The organism is Streptomyces sp. NBC_00525, from assembly GCF_036346595.1.
Taxonomy (GTDB): Bacteria; Actinomycetota; Actinomycetes; order Streptomycetales; family Streptomycetaceae; genus Streptomyces.
In genome coordinates this window covers 3,653,052-3,668,132 of sequence record NZ_CP107834.1, presented here as the reverse complement: position 1 = coordinate 3,668,132, position 15,081 = coordinate 3,653,052, and the positions used below count along the sequence as shown (strand labels likewise).

Genomic DNA, 15,081 nt, shown 5'->3' with positions numbered 1-15,081 from the left:
GATGCGGGGGCGCGGGGCGCGCGACTAGCGTTCCCGGTGTGTTGCAGACGAAGCCCCCCACCCCGCGTACCGAGTCCGTCCCCCATGCTGAGGGGGTGAGCAACGAAGAGTTCCGGGCCGCCCTGTCGCGGCTGGCGGCCGGCGTGGTGTTGGTCACCGCCCAGGAGCCGCCGCTCGACGAGGACGGCCGCGGCGAGGACGTCGGCATGACCGCGACCGCCTTCATGTCGGTCTCGCTGGACCCGCCGCTGGTTCTGGTGAGTCTGCGCAACGACTCCCGGATGGACGACCTGCTGGCGGAGCAGCCGCTGTGGGCGGTCTCCGTGCTGGCGGAGAGCCAGCGGCACATCGCGGGCCGGTTCGCGATGAAGGGCCGGATCAGCGACCGGCTGCTCTTCGAGGACATCCCGTACGCGCGCGGCGAGGTCACCGGCGCCCCGCTGGCGGGCGGCGCGCTGGCCACGCTGGAGTGCCGGACGGAGCAGCGGGTGCTCGCGGGCGACCACACGCTGGTGATCGGGCGGGTGCTGAGCGCGCGGGTGCCGAGCGGGGAGGGCGGCCCGCTGACGTACTTCCGGGGGCGCTACCGCCAACTGGGCTGAGCACTCACCAGTCGCGGCCCGTACGGCCCCGCTTCGTCTCGCCGCGCTGCTTCTTCTCCCGCAGCCGACGTTCGTTGATGCCCCGGGGCACCTTCCGCTTCACGCGCGGCCGGGGCGGCGGCGCGGTCGCCTCGGCCAGCAGGGACGCCAGCCGCACGGCGGCCGTCTCGCGATTGCGCCACTGGGAGCGGTGCTCGGAGGCCCGGACCGCGATCACGCCGCCCGTCAGCCGGCCGGCCAGCCGCTCCAGCGCCCGTTCCTTCCACACCTCCGGCAGCGCTTCGGTGGCCGCGAGGTCGAACCGCAGCTCCACCTGCGAGTCGCTGGTGTTGACGTGCTGCCCGCCCGGCCCCGAGGACCTGGAGAAACGCCACATCAGTTCGGCCTCCGGCAGGGAGACCGAACCGCGGATGACATAGGGCCCGGACATGTCACCCATGTTCCCCGCCCCGCCAGGGGTTCGTCACCTCTTTTTGCGGCGCCGGGTCTCCCCTTCGGCAAAGAAAGTAAAGGCGCGCGGAACCTCGTGGTCCCCTGTCGGCGTTATGAACGATGACGGTAGCTTCGTGACCGCGAAGCCCGCACCCGACAGATGAAAGGGACTTCCCATGGCAGTAAGCCTGTCCAAGGGCGGCAACGTCTCCCTCACCAAGGAGGCCCCCGGCCTCACCGCCGTCACGGTCGGCCTCGGCTGGGACGTCCGTACCACCACCGGCACCGACTTCGACCTCGACGCCTCGGCGATCGCGGTCAACGCGGGCGGCAAGGTCTACTCCGACGCCCACTTCGTCTTCTTCAACAACAAGGCGACGCCGGACCAGACCATCGTGCACACCGGTGACAACCTCACGGGTGCCGGCGAGGGCGACGACGAGCAGATCAACGTCAACCTGGCGGGCCTGCCGGCCGACGTGGACAAGATCGTCTTCCCGGTCTCGATCTACGACGCCGAGACCCGCAGCCAGAACTTCGGCCAGGTGCGCAACGCGTACATCCGCATCCTCAACCAGGCCGGCGGCACCGAGATCGCCCGCTACGACCTGAGCGAGGACGCCGCCACCGAGACCGCCATGGTGTTCGGCGAGCTGTACCGCAACGGCGCCGAGTGGAAGTTCCGTGCCGTGGGCCAGGGCTACGCCTCCGGCCTGCGCGGCATCGCCTCGGACTTCGGCGTCAGCCTCTGACCCAGCGCGTCGGTCTCCGGCCGAGTACATCGGTCGTCGACCCACGAGCGGTCCGGGAGCCGGTCAGCCGTCCGCGGCCGGCCGGCTCCCGCCGTACAGCCAGGCCTTCCACAGCCCCGACAGGTCCTGCCCGGTCGCCTGCTCCACATACGCGGTGAAGTCCGCCGTGGACGCGTTGCCGTGCCGGTACTTCCGCGTCCAGCCCTTGAGCAGTGCGAAGAACTCCTCGTCGTCGTCGACGGCCTCGCGGATCTTGTGGATCACCATCGCCCCGCGCCCGTACACCGGATCGTCCGAGATCCGCGCGGCGGACGGCGGAGCGGCCGGGGCGAACGCCCAGTTGTCCTCGTCCTCGTAGGCGTCCCGGAAGGACTCCTCGGCCGGGGTGTCCTCCTTCTCCTCCTCCCACAGCCACTCCGCGTACGTCGCCAGACCCTCGTTCAGCCACATGTCGCGCCAGCTCTCCGGTGTGACCGAGTCGCCGAACCACTGGTGCGCCATCTCGTGGACGAGCAGCCCGGCGCTCGGCGGGCCGGGGAAGAACGGCCGGGTCTGCGTCTCCAGCGCGTACCCGGCGTCGTCCTCGCGCTCCACGATCGCGCCCGTCGCCGAGAACGGATACGGGCCGAAGTGCTCCGCCTCCCAGGCGACGATCTCCGGCACCCGGTCCACGGTCCGCGCGCTCGCCTTCGCCACCTCCGGGTCCACCGCCGTGAACACGGTGACGCCGCCCGGCATCGTGGACGTCTTCGTCTCGAACCGGCCGATCGCCAGCGTCGCCAGATAGCTCGCCATCGGCTCGGCGGTGTGCCAGCGGAAGGTGGTGCGGCCCTCCTTCGTCGCCGGCGGTCCGGCGAGCACACCGTTGGAGACCGCCGTAAGCCCCTCGGGAACGGTGACCGTCAGGTCGTACGCGGCCTTGTCGCTCGGGTGGTGGTTGCCCGGGAACCAGGCCATCGAACCGGTCGGCTCGCCGAGGGCCACCGCCCCGTCGTCGGTCGGCAGCCAGCCCTCCTCGGACTCGTCCGGGTCCGTGACGGTCTTCGGGGAGCCGGAGTAGCGCACGACGGCGCGGAAGGTCTCGCCCCGGCGCAGCCGGTCCTCGACCTCCGCGTCCGTACGGAGCGTCAGCTCGTTGCCCGCCCGGTTCACGGCGGCCGGACGCCCCTCAACCGTCGCCGAGTCCACGGTCAGCCCGGCCAGGTCCAGATTGAACGAGCTGAGGTCCTGCGTGGCCCGCGCGGTGATCTCCACGGTGCCGCGCAGCGTCTGCCCGGCCGGGTCCACATCGAGCGTGATGGCGTAGTGCGAGACGTCGTAGCCGCCGTTGCCCAGCTTCGGGAAGTACGGATCGCGCACCCCGGCCGCGCCCGGCCTGCCCTCCACCCCGCCCGAACAGGCGGGCGCGAGGAGTGCGAGGGCGAGCAGCGGGAAGGCGGCGCGGGCCGTCCTTCGACGTACCGGAGTTCGATGATCCACACGGATGATCCTATGTGCGGAATGTCGTAATCCGGGGAGTCGAAGGACGGCCCCCGCCGCCGGGGCCCGGAGCGGTGTCCGGACCGGGAGCGGTGTCCGGTCCGGGAGCGGCGCCGCTCAGAGCACCGCGATGCCCAGCGGGCGTTCGCCGGCCGCGAGGCGGACCGGGGATGCCGTGCCGTCCAGGTCGACGATCGTGATCCCGTTCCAGTACCCGTCGCGGGTGAACCCGCCGGTGACGTACGCGGTTCGGCCGTCCCGTGACACGGCGACGTCCTCGTGCGGGCCGTCCAGGTCCACGACGCGCTCGGAGCCGTCCGGGTCACGGATCGTCAGGGACGCCTCCCGGTCGTCGGATACGATCGGGCCCGTGCCGACGACGAGCAGCGTGCCGTCCGGCGCCATCGTCGCTCCGTGCTGATGCGTGTCGGCCGTCATCCGCTCCACGGCCACCTTCCCGGTGCGCGGGTCGAGGACGGCGAGCCGCTCCCCCTCGAACGGCAGCAGCAGCTTCCCGTCCGAGGGCCGGACCACCGCGTAGTGCGGCTTCAGCCAGGAGCCGAGCCCGCCCTCGGTGCCGTACGGGGCGACCTCCATCCGCTCGGTGCGCAGCGTGTCCGTACGGACGGACGTCACGTCGAACGAGTCGTGCCCGGTGGCGTACACCTCCGCGCCGTCGCGCGAAACGTCCACGTCGAAGGGCCGGCGCCCGACCGGAACCGTGTCGGTCACCTTCCGGGTGCCGGTGTCGATGACCTCCAGAACCCCGTTGTCGCCGGGCACGTTGACGCCGACGTACACCCGCCGGCCGTCGGGGGCCAGCGCGATACCCATCCCGCCGCCCCGGTACTCGCCGGTGGTCGCGGGTCCGGTGCGTGTCCTGTACGGGATGCGGTCCAGCCGGGTCCGCTTCGTCGTGTCCACGACCGCGACGCCCTCGGCGGTGGCCACCCACGCCCGGCCGTCCTTCCCGACCACGAGCCCGTACGGGGCAGTGCCCACCTCGACCCGGTCGAACGCGCCGCGCTCCGGATCGACGAAGGTGACGGTGTCGCCCCCGAAGTCCGCGACGAGCAGGGTGCCTTCGGGGGTGGCGCCGGACTCCGGCGTGACGGAGGGCGCGGGCGCCTGCGAGGCGGGCGCCTGCGAGGCAGGCGCCTCGGCGGCAGCGGAGGTGGCGGCGGGCGCGGGCTCGTCCGCGGCACAGCCGGCGAGCAGGGCCGCCGCCGCGACGGCGGCCAGCAGGGGAGGAACGGCGCGCAGGGTACGGCGGCGGGTCATCGGGGGCCTCCCGCGTCCGGGCTCGTCTCCGGGTCCACGCCCTCGTTCGTCCCCGCGCCCGCGTCCGCGTCCCGGTCCGAGGCCGTCGCCGCGCCCGCGTCCGCGTCCCGGTCCGAGGCCGTCGCCGCGCGCAGCAGCTCCGCGAGGGCGGTGAAACCGCGCCGCTCCGCGTGTTCCAGCGCGGTCACCCCGTCGCCGTCCGCGAGCCCCGGCGTCGCGCCCGCCGTGAGCAGCAGCTCCACGATCTCCTGGTGCGCCCGGCCCCCGTCGCCGAGGATCACGGCCTCCAGCAGGGCGGTCCAGCCCAGCCGGTTGACGTGGTCCACGTCGATGTCGGTGGCCCGCAGCAGCTCCCGTACGTACGCGACATGGCCACGCTCGCTCGCGGGGATCAGCGCGATCCCGCCGAACCGGTTGCGCAGGGACAGGTCCGGGCCGGCCGGCAGCAGGACGCGCAGCATCTCGACGCTGCCGGTCACACCGGTGGCGAGCCAGGGGCTCTCCTCGCGCCGGTCCTGCGCGTCGGGGTCCGCGCCGGCCGCGACGAGCAGCCGGGCGGCCCCGACGTGGTTCCCGTGGACGGCCAGGAGCAGCGGGGTGCGCAACTCCTCGTCGCGGGCGTCCACACGGGCACCGCCCTCGATCGCGGCTCGCACGGCATCGGTGTCGCCGGCGCGTGCGGCGTCGAGCAACCGGTGATCGAGGGCGTTCATGTCCGTCTCCCCAGGGGTGGTCGTACTACTTGGCGAGGGCGGCGACGCCGGCCCGCGCGAACTTCTCGTCCAGGTCGCCGCTGGGCGCGCCCGCGACACCGATGCCCGCCACCGGAGCACCCTTGACCTGGACCGGGGCACCGCCGCCGAGGAACAGCGTGCCAGGAATGTCCTTCAGGTTCGGGGCCTGGGCGAGCCGCTTGGCCAGCTCGGAGGTCGGGGCGTTCCAGGACACGGCGGTGTACGCCTTCTTCTCGGCGGACTCGTACGCCTGCGGGCCCGAGCCGTCGCCGCGCAGGGTCAGGATCGTGTTGCCGTTGCGGTCGACGACCGAGACGGCGATGCGCTGGTTCTCCTTCTTCGCCGCGTCCAGCGCCGCGTCGGCGGCCTTCTTCGCGGCGTCGAGGGTCAGATGCGTGGTCTGCTGGAGGTTGCGGTTCGCGGTGTCGGCCTTGACGGTGGTGGCGGGGGCGGCGGCCGGGGTGGAGGCGTTCGCGGACATCGCGCCGAAGGTGCCGGCCCCGAGGGCGGCGACGACGACGGTACCGGTCAGGACACGGGTGCGCAGCGACATCTTCTTCATCAGAGGCTCCTCAGCGGGGGGGGGAGGGACGGAAGCGGGTCGTTCCCGCGTCCTGAATCCATCCTTGGCCCGGAACCGGCCCGATCCGGTCGTCGTACCGGCTCGTCCCGGCGCGCGGGACGGCTGACACCCCTGTCGGCCGATCGGATGATGCGAGGGCCCCCGACCGGGGGGACGATGGAATGTCCGCGCAGGTCAACAGGGGTCCGACCAAGGACCGGAAGCAGGGGTACGAGGTGGGACAGGGCCAGGGCCCCGCGTACGCGCGCCGGGGCGCACGCCTCGGGGACGACATCGGCACCCGGTCCCTCGCCCTGCTCATGCACGCCGCGTTCTTCCTGCTGCTCGGCGCCTCGCTCGCCCGCTTCCTGCTCCGGCACCCCGGCGAGGACCGCACGCCGTGGATCATCGGCCTCTCCATCGCGCTGGCCGCCCTCTACGTGATCGGGCCCGTGCTCGGCTCCCGCCCGACCCCGCGCAGCCTCGTCTGGCTGGGGGCGCTCGTCGCCGTGTGGATGGTCCTCGTCGTGCTCGCGCCCAGCTTCGCCTGGTGCGCGGTCCCCCTCTTCTACACGGGGCTGCGCATCCTGCCGCCGCGCGCCGCGTACGCCCTGGTCGCCCTGCTCACCCTGTTCGTCGTCGCCGCGCAGCTCCGCCTCGCCGACGGCTTCGACCCCAACCTCGTCCTCGCCCCGCCGGCCGTCGCCGCCGTCGCCACCGCCGTGTTCGTCCACATGCAGCGGCAGGCCGTACGCCAGGAACGGCTCATCGACGACCTGCTGCGCACCCGCCGCGAACTCGCCGCCATCGAGCGCCGCGAAGGCACCCTCGCCGAACGCCAGCGGCTGTCCATGGAGATCCACGACACCCTGGCCCAGGGCCTGTCCAGCCAGCAGATGCTCCTCCAGGCCGCCGACCGGACCTGGGACACCGACCCGGACGCCGCCCGCCGCCACGTCAGCACCGCCGCGGGCATCGCCGAACGCAACCTCGCCGAGGCCCGCCGCTTCGTCCACGACCTGGCCCCCGCCGACCTCGCCGAGGGCGGCGGCCTCGAAGCCGCCCTGCACGCCATCGCCGCCCGCGAGACCGCCCAGGCACAGGGCAGGCTCACCGTCCGCTGCCACATCGAGGGCGCCCCGCACACCGTCCTGCCCGGCCGCACCCAGTCCGCGCTGCTCCGGATCGCCCAGGGCGCCCTCGCCAACGTCACCGAGCACGCCGGAGCCACCGAGGCCGCCCTCACCCTGACCCACCTGGACGACCGCACCGTCCTCGACATCGCCGACAACGGCCGCGGCTTCACACCCGCCGCCGGGCCCACCGCCCCCGCCGGGGTGCGCGGCCACGGCCTGCCCGCCATGCGCGCCCGGCTGCGCCAGCTCGGCGGCACCCTCACCATCGAATCGGCCCCCGGCGAGGGCACCGTCGTCACCGCCACCGTGCCGACCCCGCCGGCCGCCACCGCGGCCCCCACACCCCAGGACCCCGCATGACCGCCGACCGCATCCGCATCCTCCTCTGCGACGACCACGCCGTCGTACGCGCCGGGCTCCTCGCCCTCCTCGGCAGCGAACCCGACATCGAGGTCATCGGCGAGGCCGGCAGCGGCGAGGAGGCCGTCGCCCTCACCGCCCGGCTCACCCCCGACGTCGTCCTGATGGACCTCCAGCTCGGCTCCGGCATCGACGGCGTCGAGGCCACCCGCCGCATCTCGACCGGCACCGGCACCCACGTCCTCGTGCTCACCACGTACGACACCGACGCCGACATCACCCGCGCCATCGAGGCCGGCGCCACCGGCTACCTCCTCAAGGCCGAACGCCCCGAGGAACTCTTCGCCGCCATCCGCTCCGCCGCCCAGGGCCGCACCACGCTCTCGCCGCCCGTCGCCAGCCGCGTCATGGCCCGGATGCGCGCCCCGCGCCCCACCCTCACCGACCGCGAACGCGACATCCTCGGCCAGCTCTCCCGAGGCCTCGGCAACCGCGACATCGCCCGCGCCCTGTTCATCAGCGAGGCCACGGTCAAGACCCACCTCGGCCGGATCTACGACAAGCTCGGCGTGGACACCCGCGCCGGAGCCGTGGCCGTCGCCAAGGAGCAGCGCCTGCTGTCCTGAACCGCGGATGCCGGACCGGCGCACCGGGCATGACACCATCGACCCGTGCTCGACATCGGCTACTCCCTCTCCCGCCGCTTCCCGGACCCCCCGCAGACCGACTACCGCCGCGCGGACGTCCACGCCCTGCGCCACGACCTGTTCTCCGGGGACGTCTATCTCGCGGACACCAAGGAGGACCGGGAGCTGTCCACAGCCTGGGGATGGGTGCCGGTGCTCGACTTCGCCTGGGCGCTGTGCGACATCGTCGAGCGGATCGACCAGGACCCGCGCGGCAACCGCTCGCACCGCCGCCAGCAGGCCGAACTCGACTTCACCGAGTCCTCGGACCGCATGCTGTTCGAGCGCCGCTTCGGCTGGGTGGACATCGAGGCCGACTGGATGGACGCCGAGGAGCCCCCGCTCACGTTCAGCCACTCGCTGCTGCGCCGCGAGGCCCGCGACTTCCTGCACGACCTGATCGCCGACCTGGCCGACATGCACGAGGGCCTGGCCGACAACCCGACGATCTGGACCCTCCAGTCCCGCTTCCCCCGCCTCTGACCCGTACGGACCGGAGCCCGCCCCCGTACGCGCCGAAGCCCCCGTACGCACCGGCGCGCGCCCCCGTAACACCCGCGCGGGCGCGTTCTACGTCTCCACCCGCACCCCGATCTGGGCCGCGAACGCCGGGGCCAGCTCCATCAGTTGCAGCGGGCTGATCACCGCGCCCGCCAGCCGCTCCACCCCCCGCGCGATGTCCAGCTCGGCCGCCGCCCGCAAGTCCACCGCCTCCATCCGCGCCGCGCTGAAGTCCGCCCGTCTCAGCACGCAGTCCCGGAACTCCACCCGCTTCAGCCGGGCGCCCCCGAAGTCCGGCTCGGCCAGCACACAGCCCTCGAACACCACATCGGTCAGCCGGGCCTCGCGCAGATTCAGGTAGTCGATCTTCCCGCCCCGCACCAGCACCCGTTCCAGCACGGCGCCGTGCAGCTGCACCCCGCCCAGGCGGGCGTCCACGACCTCCACGTCCCGCAGGGACGCCGACGCGAGATCCGTGCCCACCCCCCGAACGCCCGTCAGCACCGAGTCGATGAAGCGCGCCCGGCCCAGCGCCGCCCGGTCCAGGGCGCAGCCATCCAGCGCGCAGTCCATGAACCGCGCGCCCCGCCCCGACGCGTCCGCCAGGTCCACGGACCCGAACCGCACCCCGTCGTAATCCCCGTCCGGCTCCAGGCCGTCCCCGTCGAACTCCACCAGCGGCGGCAACCGCACCTCCGGCCGCCGCGCCGCCGCGATACCGCCACCGGAACCACCACCACGCACCATGCCCCCATCGTGACGCACGCCACTGACAACGCCCGCGGGGGCCGCGCATGGCGTAGATCACCCGCCCCGCAGACCGCCGGCCGCACTACCCGCGCCGGCCCAGCAGTACGCGTGCGATCTCCGCCTGCTCCGGCGCCAGCCGCCGCGCCCCGTCCCCGACCGTCCAGCACGCGTTCTGGAGCACCCGGCCCAGTGTCCACGCCACCGCACGCGCCCGGTCCAGCCCCAGCACCCCGGTCATCGCGTCGAACCGCCGCCCCACCGCGTCCGCGTCGAACCGGTTCGCCAGCGCGGGCAGCAGCTCGAACCCGGCGTCCCCCACCAGCGGCTTCGGATCGATGGCCACCCAACGCCGGCCACCGCCCCCGCCACCTCCGCCGTCCTCGCCGTCCCCGCCGTCCCCGCTGTCCCCGCCCGCCAGTACGTTCCCGAAGTGGAGGTCCCAGTGCAGCAGCCGGTCCCCCGGCTCCCCCGCCACCTCGCGCACCGCCGCCGCGCAGTCGCGTACGAGCCGCCGCTCGCCGTCGTCCGCCAGCGCCGCCGCGATCCGGGGCGCGGCGGCGGTCATCCGGGCCGCGGCCTCCCCGAGCCCGCGCAGCCCGCACTCCGCGCCCGGCCGCACCGCCGTCAGCCCCACCAGCAGCCCGGCGATCACCCGCACCGCCCGGTCCGCGTCCGCCATGTCCTCCAGCGAACGGCGCCCGTCCAGCCGCTCCAGGAGCATCGTCCCGGTCTCCGGATCATGGGCCAGCAGCCGCACCGCCCCGGCCCCCGCCGCACCCCACAGCCGCAGCGCGACCGGCTCCCCGGCGGTCTCCTCGTCCACCAGCTGCAACTTCAGCACCGCCGGACGCCCGTCCCCCACCCGCACCACCGGCAGGACCAGCGCGCACACCCCGTACATCGCATCGCCGTCCAGCCGCAGCTCCCAGCGCTCCAGGAACTCCGCGACCCTTCCCGGCAGCGCGGCCACGAAACCGCGCCCGGCGGCCCCGTTGAAGGCGGACTGACTGGCGACGAGGGCATCAGGGATCTCGATCACACCCCGAACCCTAGAAAACGAACCACGAAAAAACCGGGCCGGCGAAGAGCCGGCCCGGTGAGGGAGCCCCCTGTCGGATTCGAACCGACGACCTACGCATTACAAGTGCGTTGCTCTGGCCATCTGAGCTAAGGAGGCGTGTCGGAGCAGTCTAACCAAACCGGTCACCGGCGCGGTGCGGAAATCTCACACCCCGGGAAGTGCTGACAGATTCCAAACCGCCAGGTAGCGTCCTTGCAGGTTCACTCGGATGGACCAGACCACTCCCTTACCACGGATCGTCCGGCACGTACCTGCCGGTGGAGGAGAAGCATCAGCATGGCCAGTGTCACGTTCGACAAGGCGTCCCGCGTCTACCCCGGCTCCACGAAGCCCGCGGTCGACCAGCTCGAGATCGACATCGCGGACGGCGAGTTCCTCGTCCTCGTCGGTCCCTCCGGTTGTGGCAAGTCCACCTCGCTCCGCATGCTCGCGGGCCTCGAGGACGTCAACGGCGGTGCCATCCGCATCGGTGACCGCGACGTCACGCACCTGCCGCCGAAGGACCGGGACATCGCCATGGTGTTCCAGAACTACGCGCTCTACCCGCACATGACCGTCGCGGACAACATGGGCTTCGCGCTCAAGATCGCCGGTGTCAACAAGACCGAGATCCGGGCGAAGGTCGAAGAGGCCGCCAAGATGCTGGACCTCACCGACTACCTGGACCGCAAGCCGAAGGCGCTCTCCGGTGGTCAGCGCCAGCGTGTGGCGATGGGCCGCGCCATCGTGCGTGAGCCGCAGGTGTTCCTCATGGACGAGCCGCTGTCGAACCTCGACGCCAAGCTCCGTGTCTCCACCCGTACGCAGATCGCCTCGCTCCAGCGCCGTCTGGGCATCACGACCGTGTACGTCACGCACGACCAGGTCGAGGCCCTCACCATGGGCGACCGCGTCGCGGTCCTCAAGGACGGTCTGCTCCAGCAGGTCGACTCGCCGCGCAACATGTACGACAAGCCGGCGAACCTCTTCGTGGCCGGCTTCATCGGCTCCCCGGCGATGAACCTCGTCGAGGTCCCGATCACCGACGGCGGCGTGAAGTTCGGCAACAGCGTCGTCCCGGTCTCCCGCGAGGCGCTGACCGCCGCCGCCAACCGCGGCGACACCACGGTCACGGTCGGCATCCGCCCCGAGCACTTCGACATCGTCGAGCACGGCGGCGCCGCCGCCAAGGGCCTCAGCAAGGACTCCTCGGAGGCCCCGGCCGGCCTGGCCGTCTCGGTCAACGTGGTCGAGGAGCTGGGCGCCGACGGCTTCGTCTACGGTGCCGCCGAGGTCGGTGGCGAGCACAAGGACCTGGTCGTCCGCGTCGGCGGCCGCGCCGTCCCGGAGAAGGGCACCACGCTGCACGTCGTGCCCCGCCCGGACGAGCTGCACGTCTTCGCCACGTCGACCGGTGAGCGCCTCACCGCCTGACGATCCGGCACACGCTGTACGGTGGCCCCGCACGAGCTTCGTGCGGGGCCACCGCGCGTCCGGGAGGGCCGGGAGGTTTGAACCGGCGAGGGCCGATTCCCCACCGATTCCCCTCCACAACGGTCATTTCACCCGCGATCGTCAACACGCGATTCGAAAAGCACACTCGAACCGTCCCCCGCCAGGGTGACGTATTGTCGCCTCGCCATCACCGACCGCTACGCTCGCTGCGTGACCCACTCCGTGCGCCGTATCGGCCGAACTCTCGCTTTCGTACTGCCCGTCGTCATGGTCCTGTCCGGGACCCTCGCGGTCACCGCCGTGCCGTGGGCAGCCAGCAACTCCGACTCGCAGCTCCTCGCCGCGTCGGCCCGCTCCGTCTCCGACGCCGACGCCGCCGCCGAGCCGCGCGCCCCGCAGGACGTCCTGCGCGACCGGCTCGTCCAGGAGCTGCGGGCCAAGGACCCCGGCGTCGCCCTGACGCACCTCCAGCGCGCCGTCGAGGGCCGCCCCTCGCTCGCCAAGCACTGCATGTCCATCGCGAAGACCCTCGGCAAGGCCGCCGTCGACAAGTACGGCCCGACCCGGGCGCACCGCTTCTCGCGCCCCGTCTGCGACACCTCGTTCGCCTCGGGCGTCGCCCAGTTCAGCTGACCGGAGCGACCCACCGCTCCGCTGACCGGAGCGACCCAACGTTCCGCTGACCGAGGCGACCCATAACGCTGCCGGGCACGACATATCGTGCCTGGCATGCATACGTTTCCGACGCAGGCCGTGATCCTGGCGGGTGGCCAGGGGTCACGGCTGCGCCCGTACACCGACGACCGCCCCAAGCCGATGGTCGAGATCCCCGGAACGGGGACTCCGATCATCGGCCATCAGCTGTCCTGGCTCGCCGCCGAGGGCGTCACCGACGCCGTGGTGTCGTGCGGGCATCTCGCCGAGGTGCTCCAGGAGTGGCTGGCCGACGCGGTGCTGCCGCTGCGCGTGACGACGGTGGTGGAGTCGGAGCCGCTGGGACGCGGCGGCGGCCTGAAGTACGCGGCCGCGCACCTGCCGCAGCCGGACGAGCCCTGGTACGCGACGAACGGCGACATCTGGACCCGGTTCTCGCTGCGCGAGATGGCGGCCTTCCACGCGGAGCGCGACGCCACCGCGACCCTGGCGCTGGCGCGGCCGCGCATTCCATGGGGCGCGGTCGAGACCGACGCCTTCGGCCACATCACGGACTTCATCGAGGCGCCGCCGTCGCCGTACCTGATCAACGCGGGCGTGTACGTGTTCTCCCCCGCGTTCACCTCGATGCTGCCGGACCGGGGCGACCACGAGCGGACGACGTTCCCCCGGCTGGCCCGCGAACGCCGGCTGGCCGGCTACCCGCTGCCGCACGGCGCGTACTGGCGGGCCATCGACACCGCGAAGGACCTGACGGAGGCCGCCAAGGAGCTGGGAGGCCGGTAGCGGCGGCGCGCAGAACAGCCGCAGAACAGCCGCAGAACGGCCGCAGGACGGGCGGGACGGGAAGAGGGGCGGGCCCGGAGGAAAACCTCCGGGCCCGCCCCTCTTCCCTCGCGGGCGACCGCGCTCAGCCCAGGAGGCCGCCGATCGGGTTGCGGCCGCTCGAAGTGCCGTCCGTGCCGCCGGAGGTGGAGCCCGGGTCGGGCTCGGAGCCGCCGGTGGTGGAGCCGCCGCCGGTGCCGGTGGTCCCGGAGGAGCTGGGGCCGGTGCTGGTGGCGGGGGGCTGCTCGGGGGTGGTCTGCTGCGGGGGCTGCTGGCCGGTGCCCTGGGTCTGGCTGGGCTGTCCGGTGCTCGCGCCCGCGGTCTGGCCGCCCGTCTCCCGGACGGTCTCCGACGCCGGGGCGGAGGCTTCGGCGGCCGGGGTGGAGGGCGCGGTGCTGTGGACGGGGGTCGGCCGGTCGTCGCTCGGGCTCTTGGACGGCTTGTCGCCGCGGGACTTCTCCGGGAGCGGGGAGCCGGGCAGCCGGTTGGTGGGAACGCCGTGCGGGCCGGGGACCGTGACGACACCGGAGGAGCGGACGGCGCCGCCGAGGACGGAACCGATCAGCAGCGTGAGGCCGACGACGATGCTCGCGACGACGGCGCCCCGGCGCAGCACACGGCGGCGCAGGTCCCAGATCTCCGAGCGCGGGCCGAGCTTGCGCCAGGCCTCCCCCGCGAGCCGCCCGTCCAGCGAGTAGACGGGGGCGCCCGCGATGATCAGCGGGCTCCAGGCGGCCAGATAGATGATGTCCGGCGCGTCGTACGCGGCGACGCTGCGCCAGCTGACGGTGACCAGGAGGGCGGCGGACAGCAGGGCGCCGACGATGGCGGCGACGCGCTGCCAGAGCCCGAGGACGGTGAGGACACCGACGACGACCTGGAGGAAGGCGATGGAGAGCCCCGCGCCCACCGGGTGGGAGAGGGCGAAGTCGCGCAGGGGTTCGGCGAGGGCCCACGGGTGGAGCGAGTTGAGCCACTTCACCATGGAGCCGCGTTCGCCGCCGTCGAAGTAGACGGGGTCGCAGAGCTTGCCCATGCCCGCGTAGATGGAGATGAAGCCGAGGAAGACCCGCATGGGCAGGAGGACGACGCCGAGGTTCATCCGGCGGCCGGGGTAGTACGCGTGCCGCACGTCGTCGGTGCCGCCCTGGCGCCTGCCGCGCGCGTCGTCGTCCCCGTCGCCGAGGTCGTCGTCGTACGGTTCGTTGCGGTCGGGGTCGTACGGGCCGGAGTCCACGGCGTCGTAGGCGCCGACCGCCCGGCGCATCGGGGGCAGCAGCGGCCCGCCGGAGCGGGGTGCGCCGATGACGGGGTTCGGCTGGGTCTCCTCCAGGGAGGACTCGTCGAGGCGCGGGATGACCTGCGTGCCGGCACCGCCGCGCTCGCCGCCGAACTCGTAGGGCGCGTACGGCTCGTAGGGGTCGTACGCGCTGTCCGGGCGGCCGTTGGTGGAGTTGCGTACGGCCTGGAGCAGCCCGGTCGCACCGGGGTCGCCGGGGGCGGACTTGCCGCTCCAGACGACGGGGGCGCGCCGGCCGCGTCCGGCTCCGGGGGCGCTCATGGCGGGAATCCTGGGCGCGCCTGCGGGGGTCACACCGCGCAGCCGTGCGCGCTGGCCGGGGGCGAGCTGCACCCGGAAGCTGGCGTGGTTGACGATGACCTGCGCAGGGTCGCAGTCCACCTTGGTCATGCTCAGGGCGGGTAGTTCGTCGAACCGAGGCGTTCTGGTGTCCACACTCATCTAACCGAGTGATGTGTGATTAGGACACTGCCTTGACGGCGCCGAAGTGTCCGCGACCCGTCAACAGGTGG

Annotated in this window: 16 protein-coding genes and 1 tRNA gene; 8 read left to right on the top strand and 9 right to left on the bottom strand. The window is 73.0% G+C overall.

Going from position 1 to position 15,081, the window contains the following annotated elements; all coding sequences use genetic code 11:
- The first annotated feature begins 95 nt into the window (after positions 1-95).
- The gene (locus OG710_RS16210) at positions 96-602 is read left to right on the top strand and encodes a flavin reductase family protein (protein WP_330239955.1); all 507 of its coding nucleotides are present in this window, start codon (positions 96-98) and stop codon (positions 600-602) included.
- A gap of 4 nt (positions 603-606) precedes the next feature.
- Here OG710_RS16210 and arfB read toward each other — a convergent pair whose 3' ends face one another.
- A complete protein-coding gene (gene arfB, locus OG710_RS16205) occupies positions 607-1,041 on the bottom strand; it encodes an alternative ribosome rescue aminoacyl-tRNA hydrolase ArfB (protein ID WP_111336639.1) in 435 nt (144 codons plus the stop codon).
- Between the two features lie 169 nt (positions 1,042-1,210).
- Between arfB and OG710_RS16200 the strand changes: the two genes are divergently transcribed.
- A complete protein-coding gene (locus OG710_RS16200; protein ID WP_330239954.1) occupies positions 1,211-1,786 on the top strand; it encodes a TerD family protein in 576 nt (191 codons plus the stop codon).
- Positions 1,787-1,849: 63 nt separating this feature from the next.
- On the opposite strand, the gene OG710_RS16195 is transcribed toward OG710_RS16200, so the two are convergent.
- The 4 genes from OG710_RS16195 to OG710_RS16180 all read right to left on the bottom strand — a co-directional run bounded on the left by OG710_RS16195 (position 1,850) and on the right by OG710_RS16180 (position 5,842).
- The gene (locus OG710_RS16195) at positions 1,850-3,265 is read right to left on the bottom strand and encodes a M1 family metallopeptidase (RefSeq protein WP_330239953.1); all 1,416 of its coding nucleotides are present in this window, start codon (positions 3,263-3,265) and stop codon (positions 1,850-1,852) included.
- Positions 3,266-3,382: 117 nt separating this feature from the next.
- Positions 3,383-4,546 carry a YncE family protein gene (locus tag OG710_RS16190; RefSeq protein WP_330239952.1) on the bottom strand — a complete coding sequence of 388 codons (1,164 nt, stop codon included), beginning with the start codon at positions 4,544-4,546 and terminating at the stop codon, positions 3,383-3,385.
- Entirely contained in the window at positions 4,543-5,259 is a 717-nt protein-coding gene (locus tag OG710_RS16185) for an ankyrin repeat domain-containing protein (RefSeq protein ID WP_330239951.1), read from the bottom strand. The genes OG710_RS16190 and OG710_RS16185 overlap by 4 nt, the downstream gene beginning before the upstream one ends.
- Before the next feature lie 25 nt (positions 5,260-5,284).
- Positions 5,285-5,842, bottom strand: coding sequence for a GlcG/HbpS family heme-binding protein (locus OG710_RS16180; RefSeq protein ID WP_330239950.1), 558 nt, complete (start codon positions 5,840-5,842; stop codon positions 5,285-5,287).
- Between the two features lie 182 nt (positions 5,843-6,024).
- Here OG710_RS16180 and OG710_RS16175 point away from each other — a divergent pair, with 182 nt between their 5' ends.
- The 3 genes from OG710_RS16175 to OG710_RS16165 are packed head-to-tail and all read left to right on the top strand — an operon-like array spanning position 6,025 to position 8,507.
- The gene (locus OG710_RS16175; protein ID WP_330239949.1) at positions 6,025-7,338 is read left to right on the top strand and encodes a sensor histidine kinase; all 1,314 of its coding nucleotides are present in this window, start codon (positions 6,025-6,027) and stop codon (positions 7,336-7,338) included.
- On the top strand, positions 7,335-7,964 hold the full coding sequence (locus tag OG710_RS16170) for a response regulator transcription factor (RefSeq protein WP_330239948.1): 630 nt from the start codon (positions 7,335-7,337) through the stop codon (positions 7,962-7,964). The genes OG710_RS16175 and OG710_RS16170 overlap by 4 nt, the downstream gene beginning before the upstream one ends.
- A gap of 45 nt (positions 7,965-8,009) precedes the next feature.
- Complete coding sequence (locus OG710_RS16165; RefSeq protein ID WP_330239947.1) at positions 8,010-8,507, top strand: hypothetical protein; 498 nt, start codon at positions 8,010-8,012, stop codon at positions 8,505-8,507.
- An 87-nt stretch (positions 8,508-8,594) separates the two neighbouring features.
- On the opposite strand, the gene OG710_RS16160 is transcribed toward OG710_RS16165, so the two are convergent.
- From OG710_RS16160 to OG710_RS16150, 3 genes are all read right to left on the bottom strand, one after another.
- The gene (locus tag OG710_RS16160) at positions 8,595-9,272 is read right to left on the bottom strand and encodes a pentapeptide repeat-containing protein (RefSeq protein ID WP_330239946.1); all 678 of its coding nucleotides are present in this window, start codon (positions 9,270-9,272) and stop codon (positions 8,595-8,597) included.
- Positions 9,273-9,357: 85 nt separating this feature from the next.
- A complete protein-coding gene (locus tag OG710_RS16155; RefSeq protein ID WP_330239945.1) occupies positions 9,358-10,314 on the bottom strand; it encodes an aminoglycoside phosphotransferase family protein in 957 nt (318 codons plus the stop codon).
- Between the two features lie 64 nt (positions 10,315-10,378).
- Positions 10,379-10,452, bottom strand: a tRNA-Thr gene (locus OG710_RS16150).
- A gap of 180 nt (positions 10,453-10,632) precedes the next feature.
- Between OG710_RS16150 and OG710_RS16145 the strand changes: the two genes are divergently transcribed.
- The 3 genes from OG710_RS16145 (at position 10,633) to OG710_RS16135 (ending at position 13,230) form a co-directional block, all read left to right on the top strand.
- On the top strand, positions 10,633-11,769 hold the full coding sequence (locus OG710_RS16145) for an ABC transporter ATP-binding protein (RefSeq protein ID WP_330239944.1): 1,137 nt from the start codon (positions 10,633-10,635) through the stop codon (positions 11,767-11,769).
- Positions 11,770-12,000: 231 nt separating this feature from the next.
- Positions 12,001-12,423, top strand: coding sequence for a hypothetical protein (locus OG710_RS16140; RefSeq protein ID WP_330239943.1), 423 nt, complete (start codon positions 12,001-12,003; stop codon positions 12,421-12,423).
- A gap of 96 nt (positions 12,424-12,519) precedes the next feature.
- Positions 12,520-13,230 (top strand): nucleotidyltransferase family protein, encoded by a 711-nt coding sequence (locus tag OG710_RS16135; RefSeq protein WP_330239942.1) that lies wholly within the window; start codon positions 12,520-12,522, stop codon positions 13,228-13,230.
- A gap of 124 nt (positions 13,231-13,354) precedes the next feature.
- On the opposite strand, the gene OG710_RS16130 is transcribed toward OG710_RS16135, so the two are convergent.
- On the bottom strand, positions 13,355-15,010 hold the full coding sequence (locus OG710_RS16130; protein WP_330239941.1) for a DoxX family membrane protein: 1,656 nt from the start codon (positions 15,008-15,010) through the stop codon (positions 13,355-13,357).
- Between the last annotated feature and the right edge of the window lie 71 nt (positions 15,011-15,081).

Bases quoted from the DNA above. Each gene is read 5' to 3' on its own strand.
- arfB (WP_111336639.1), bottom strand. From the start codon at position 1,041: ATGGGTGACATGTCCGGGCCCTATGTCATCCGCGGTTCGGTCTCCCTG.
- OG710_RS16200 (WP_330239954.1), top strand. From the start codon at position 1,211: ATGGCAGTAAGCCTGTCCAAGGGCGGCAACGTCTCCCTCACCAAGGAG.
- OG710_RS16190 (WP_330239952.1), bottom strand. From the start codon at position 4,546: ATGACCCGCCGCCGTACCCTGCGCGCCGTTCCTCCCCTGCTGGCCGCC.
- OG710_RS16185 (WP_330239951.1), bottom strand. From the start codon at position 5,259: ATGAACGCCCTCGATCACCGGTTGCTCGACGCCGCACGCGCCGGCGAC.
- OG710_RS16180 (WP_330239950.1), bottom strand. From the start codon at position 5,842: ATGAAGAAGATGTCGCTGCGCACCCGTGTCCTGACCGGTACCGTCGTC.
- OG710_RS16175 (WP_330239949.1), top strand. From the start codon at position 6,025: ATGTCCGCGCAGGTCAACAGGGGTCCGACCAAGGACCGGAAGCAGGGG.
- OG710_RS16170 (WP_330239948.1), top strand. From the start codon at position 7,335: ATGACCGCCGACCGCATCCGCATCCTCCTCTGCGACGACCACGCCGTC.
- OG710_RS16160 (WP_330239946.1), bottom strand. From the start codon at position 9,272: ATGGTGCGTGGTGGTGGTTCCGGTGGCGGTATCGCGGCGGCGCGGCGG.
- OG710_RS16145 (WP_330239944.1), top strand. From the start codon at position 10,633: ATGGCCAGTGTCACGTTCGACAAGGCGTCCCGCGTCTACCCCGGCTCC.
- OG710_RS16135 (WP_330239942.1), top strand. From the start codon at position 12,520: ATGCATACGTTTCCGACGCAGGCCGTGATCCTGGCGGGTGGCCAGGGG.
- OG710_RS16130 (WP_330239941.1), bottom strand. From the start codon at position 15,010: ATGAGTGTGGACACCAGAACGCCTCGGTTCGACGAACTACCCGCCCTG.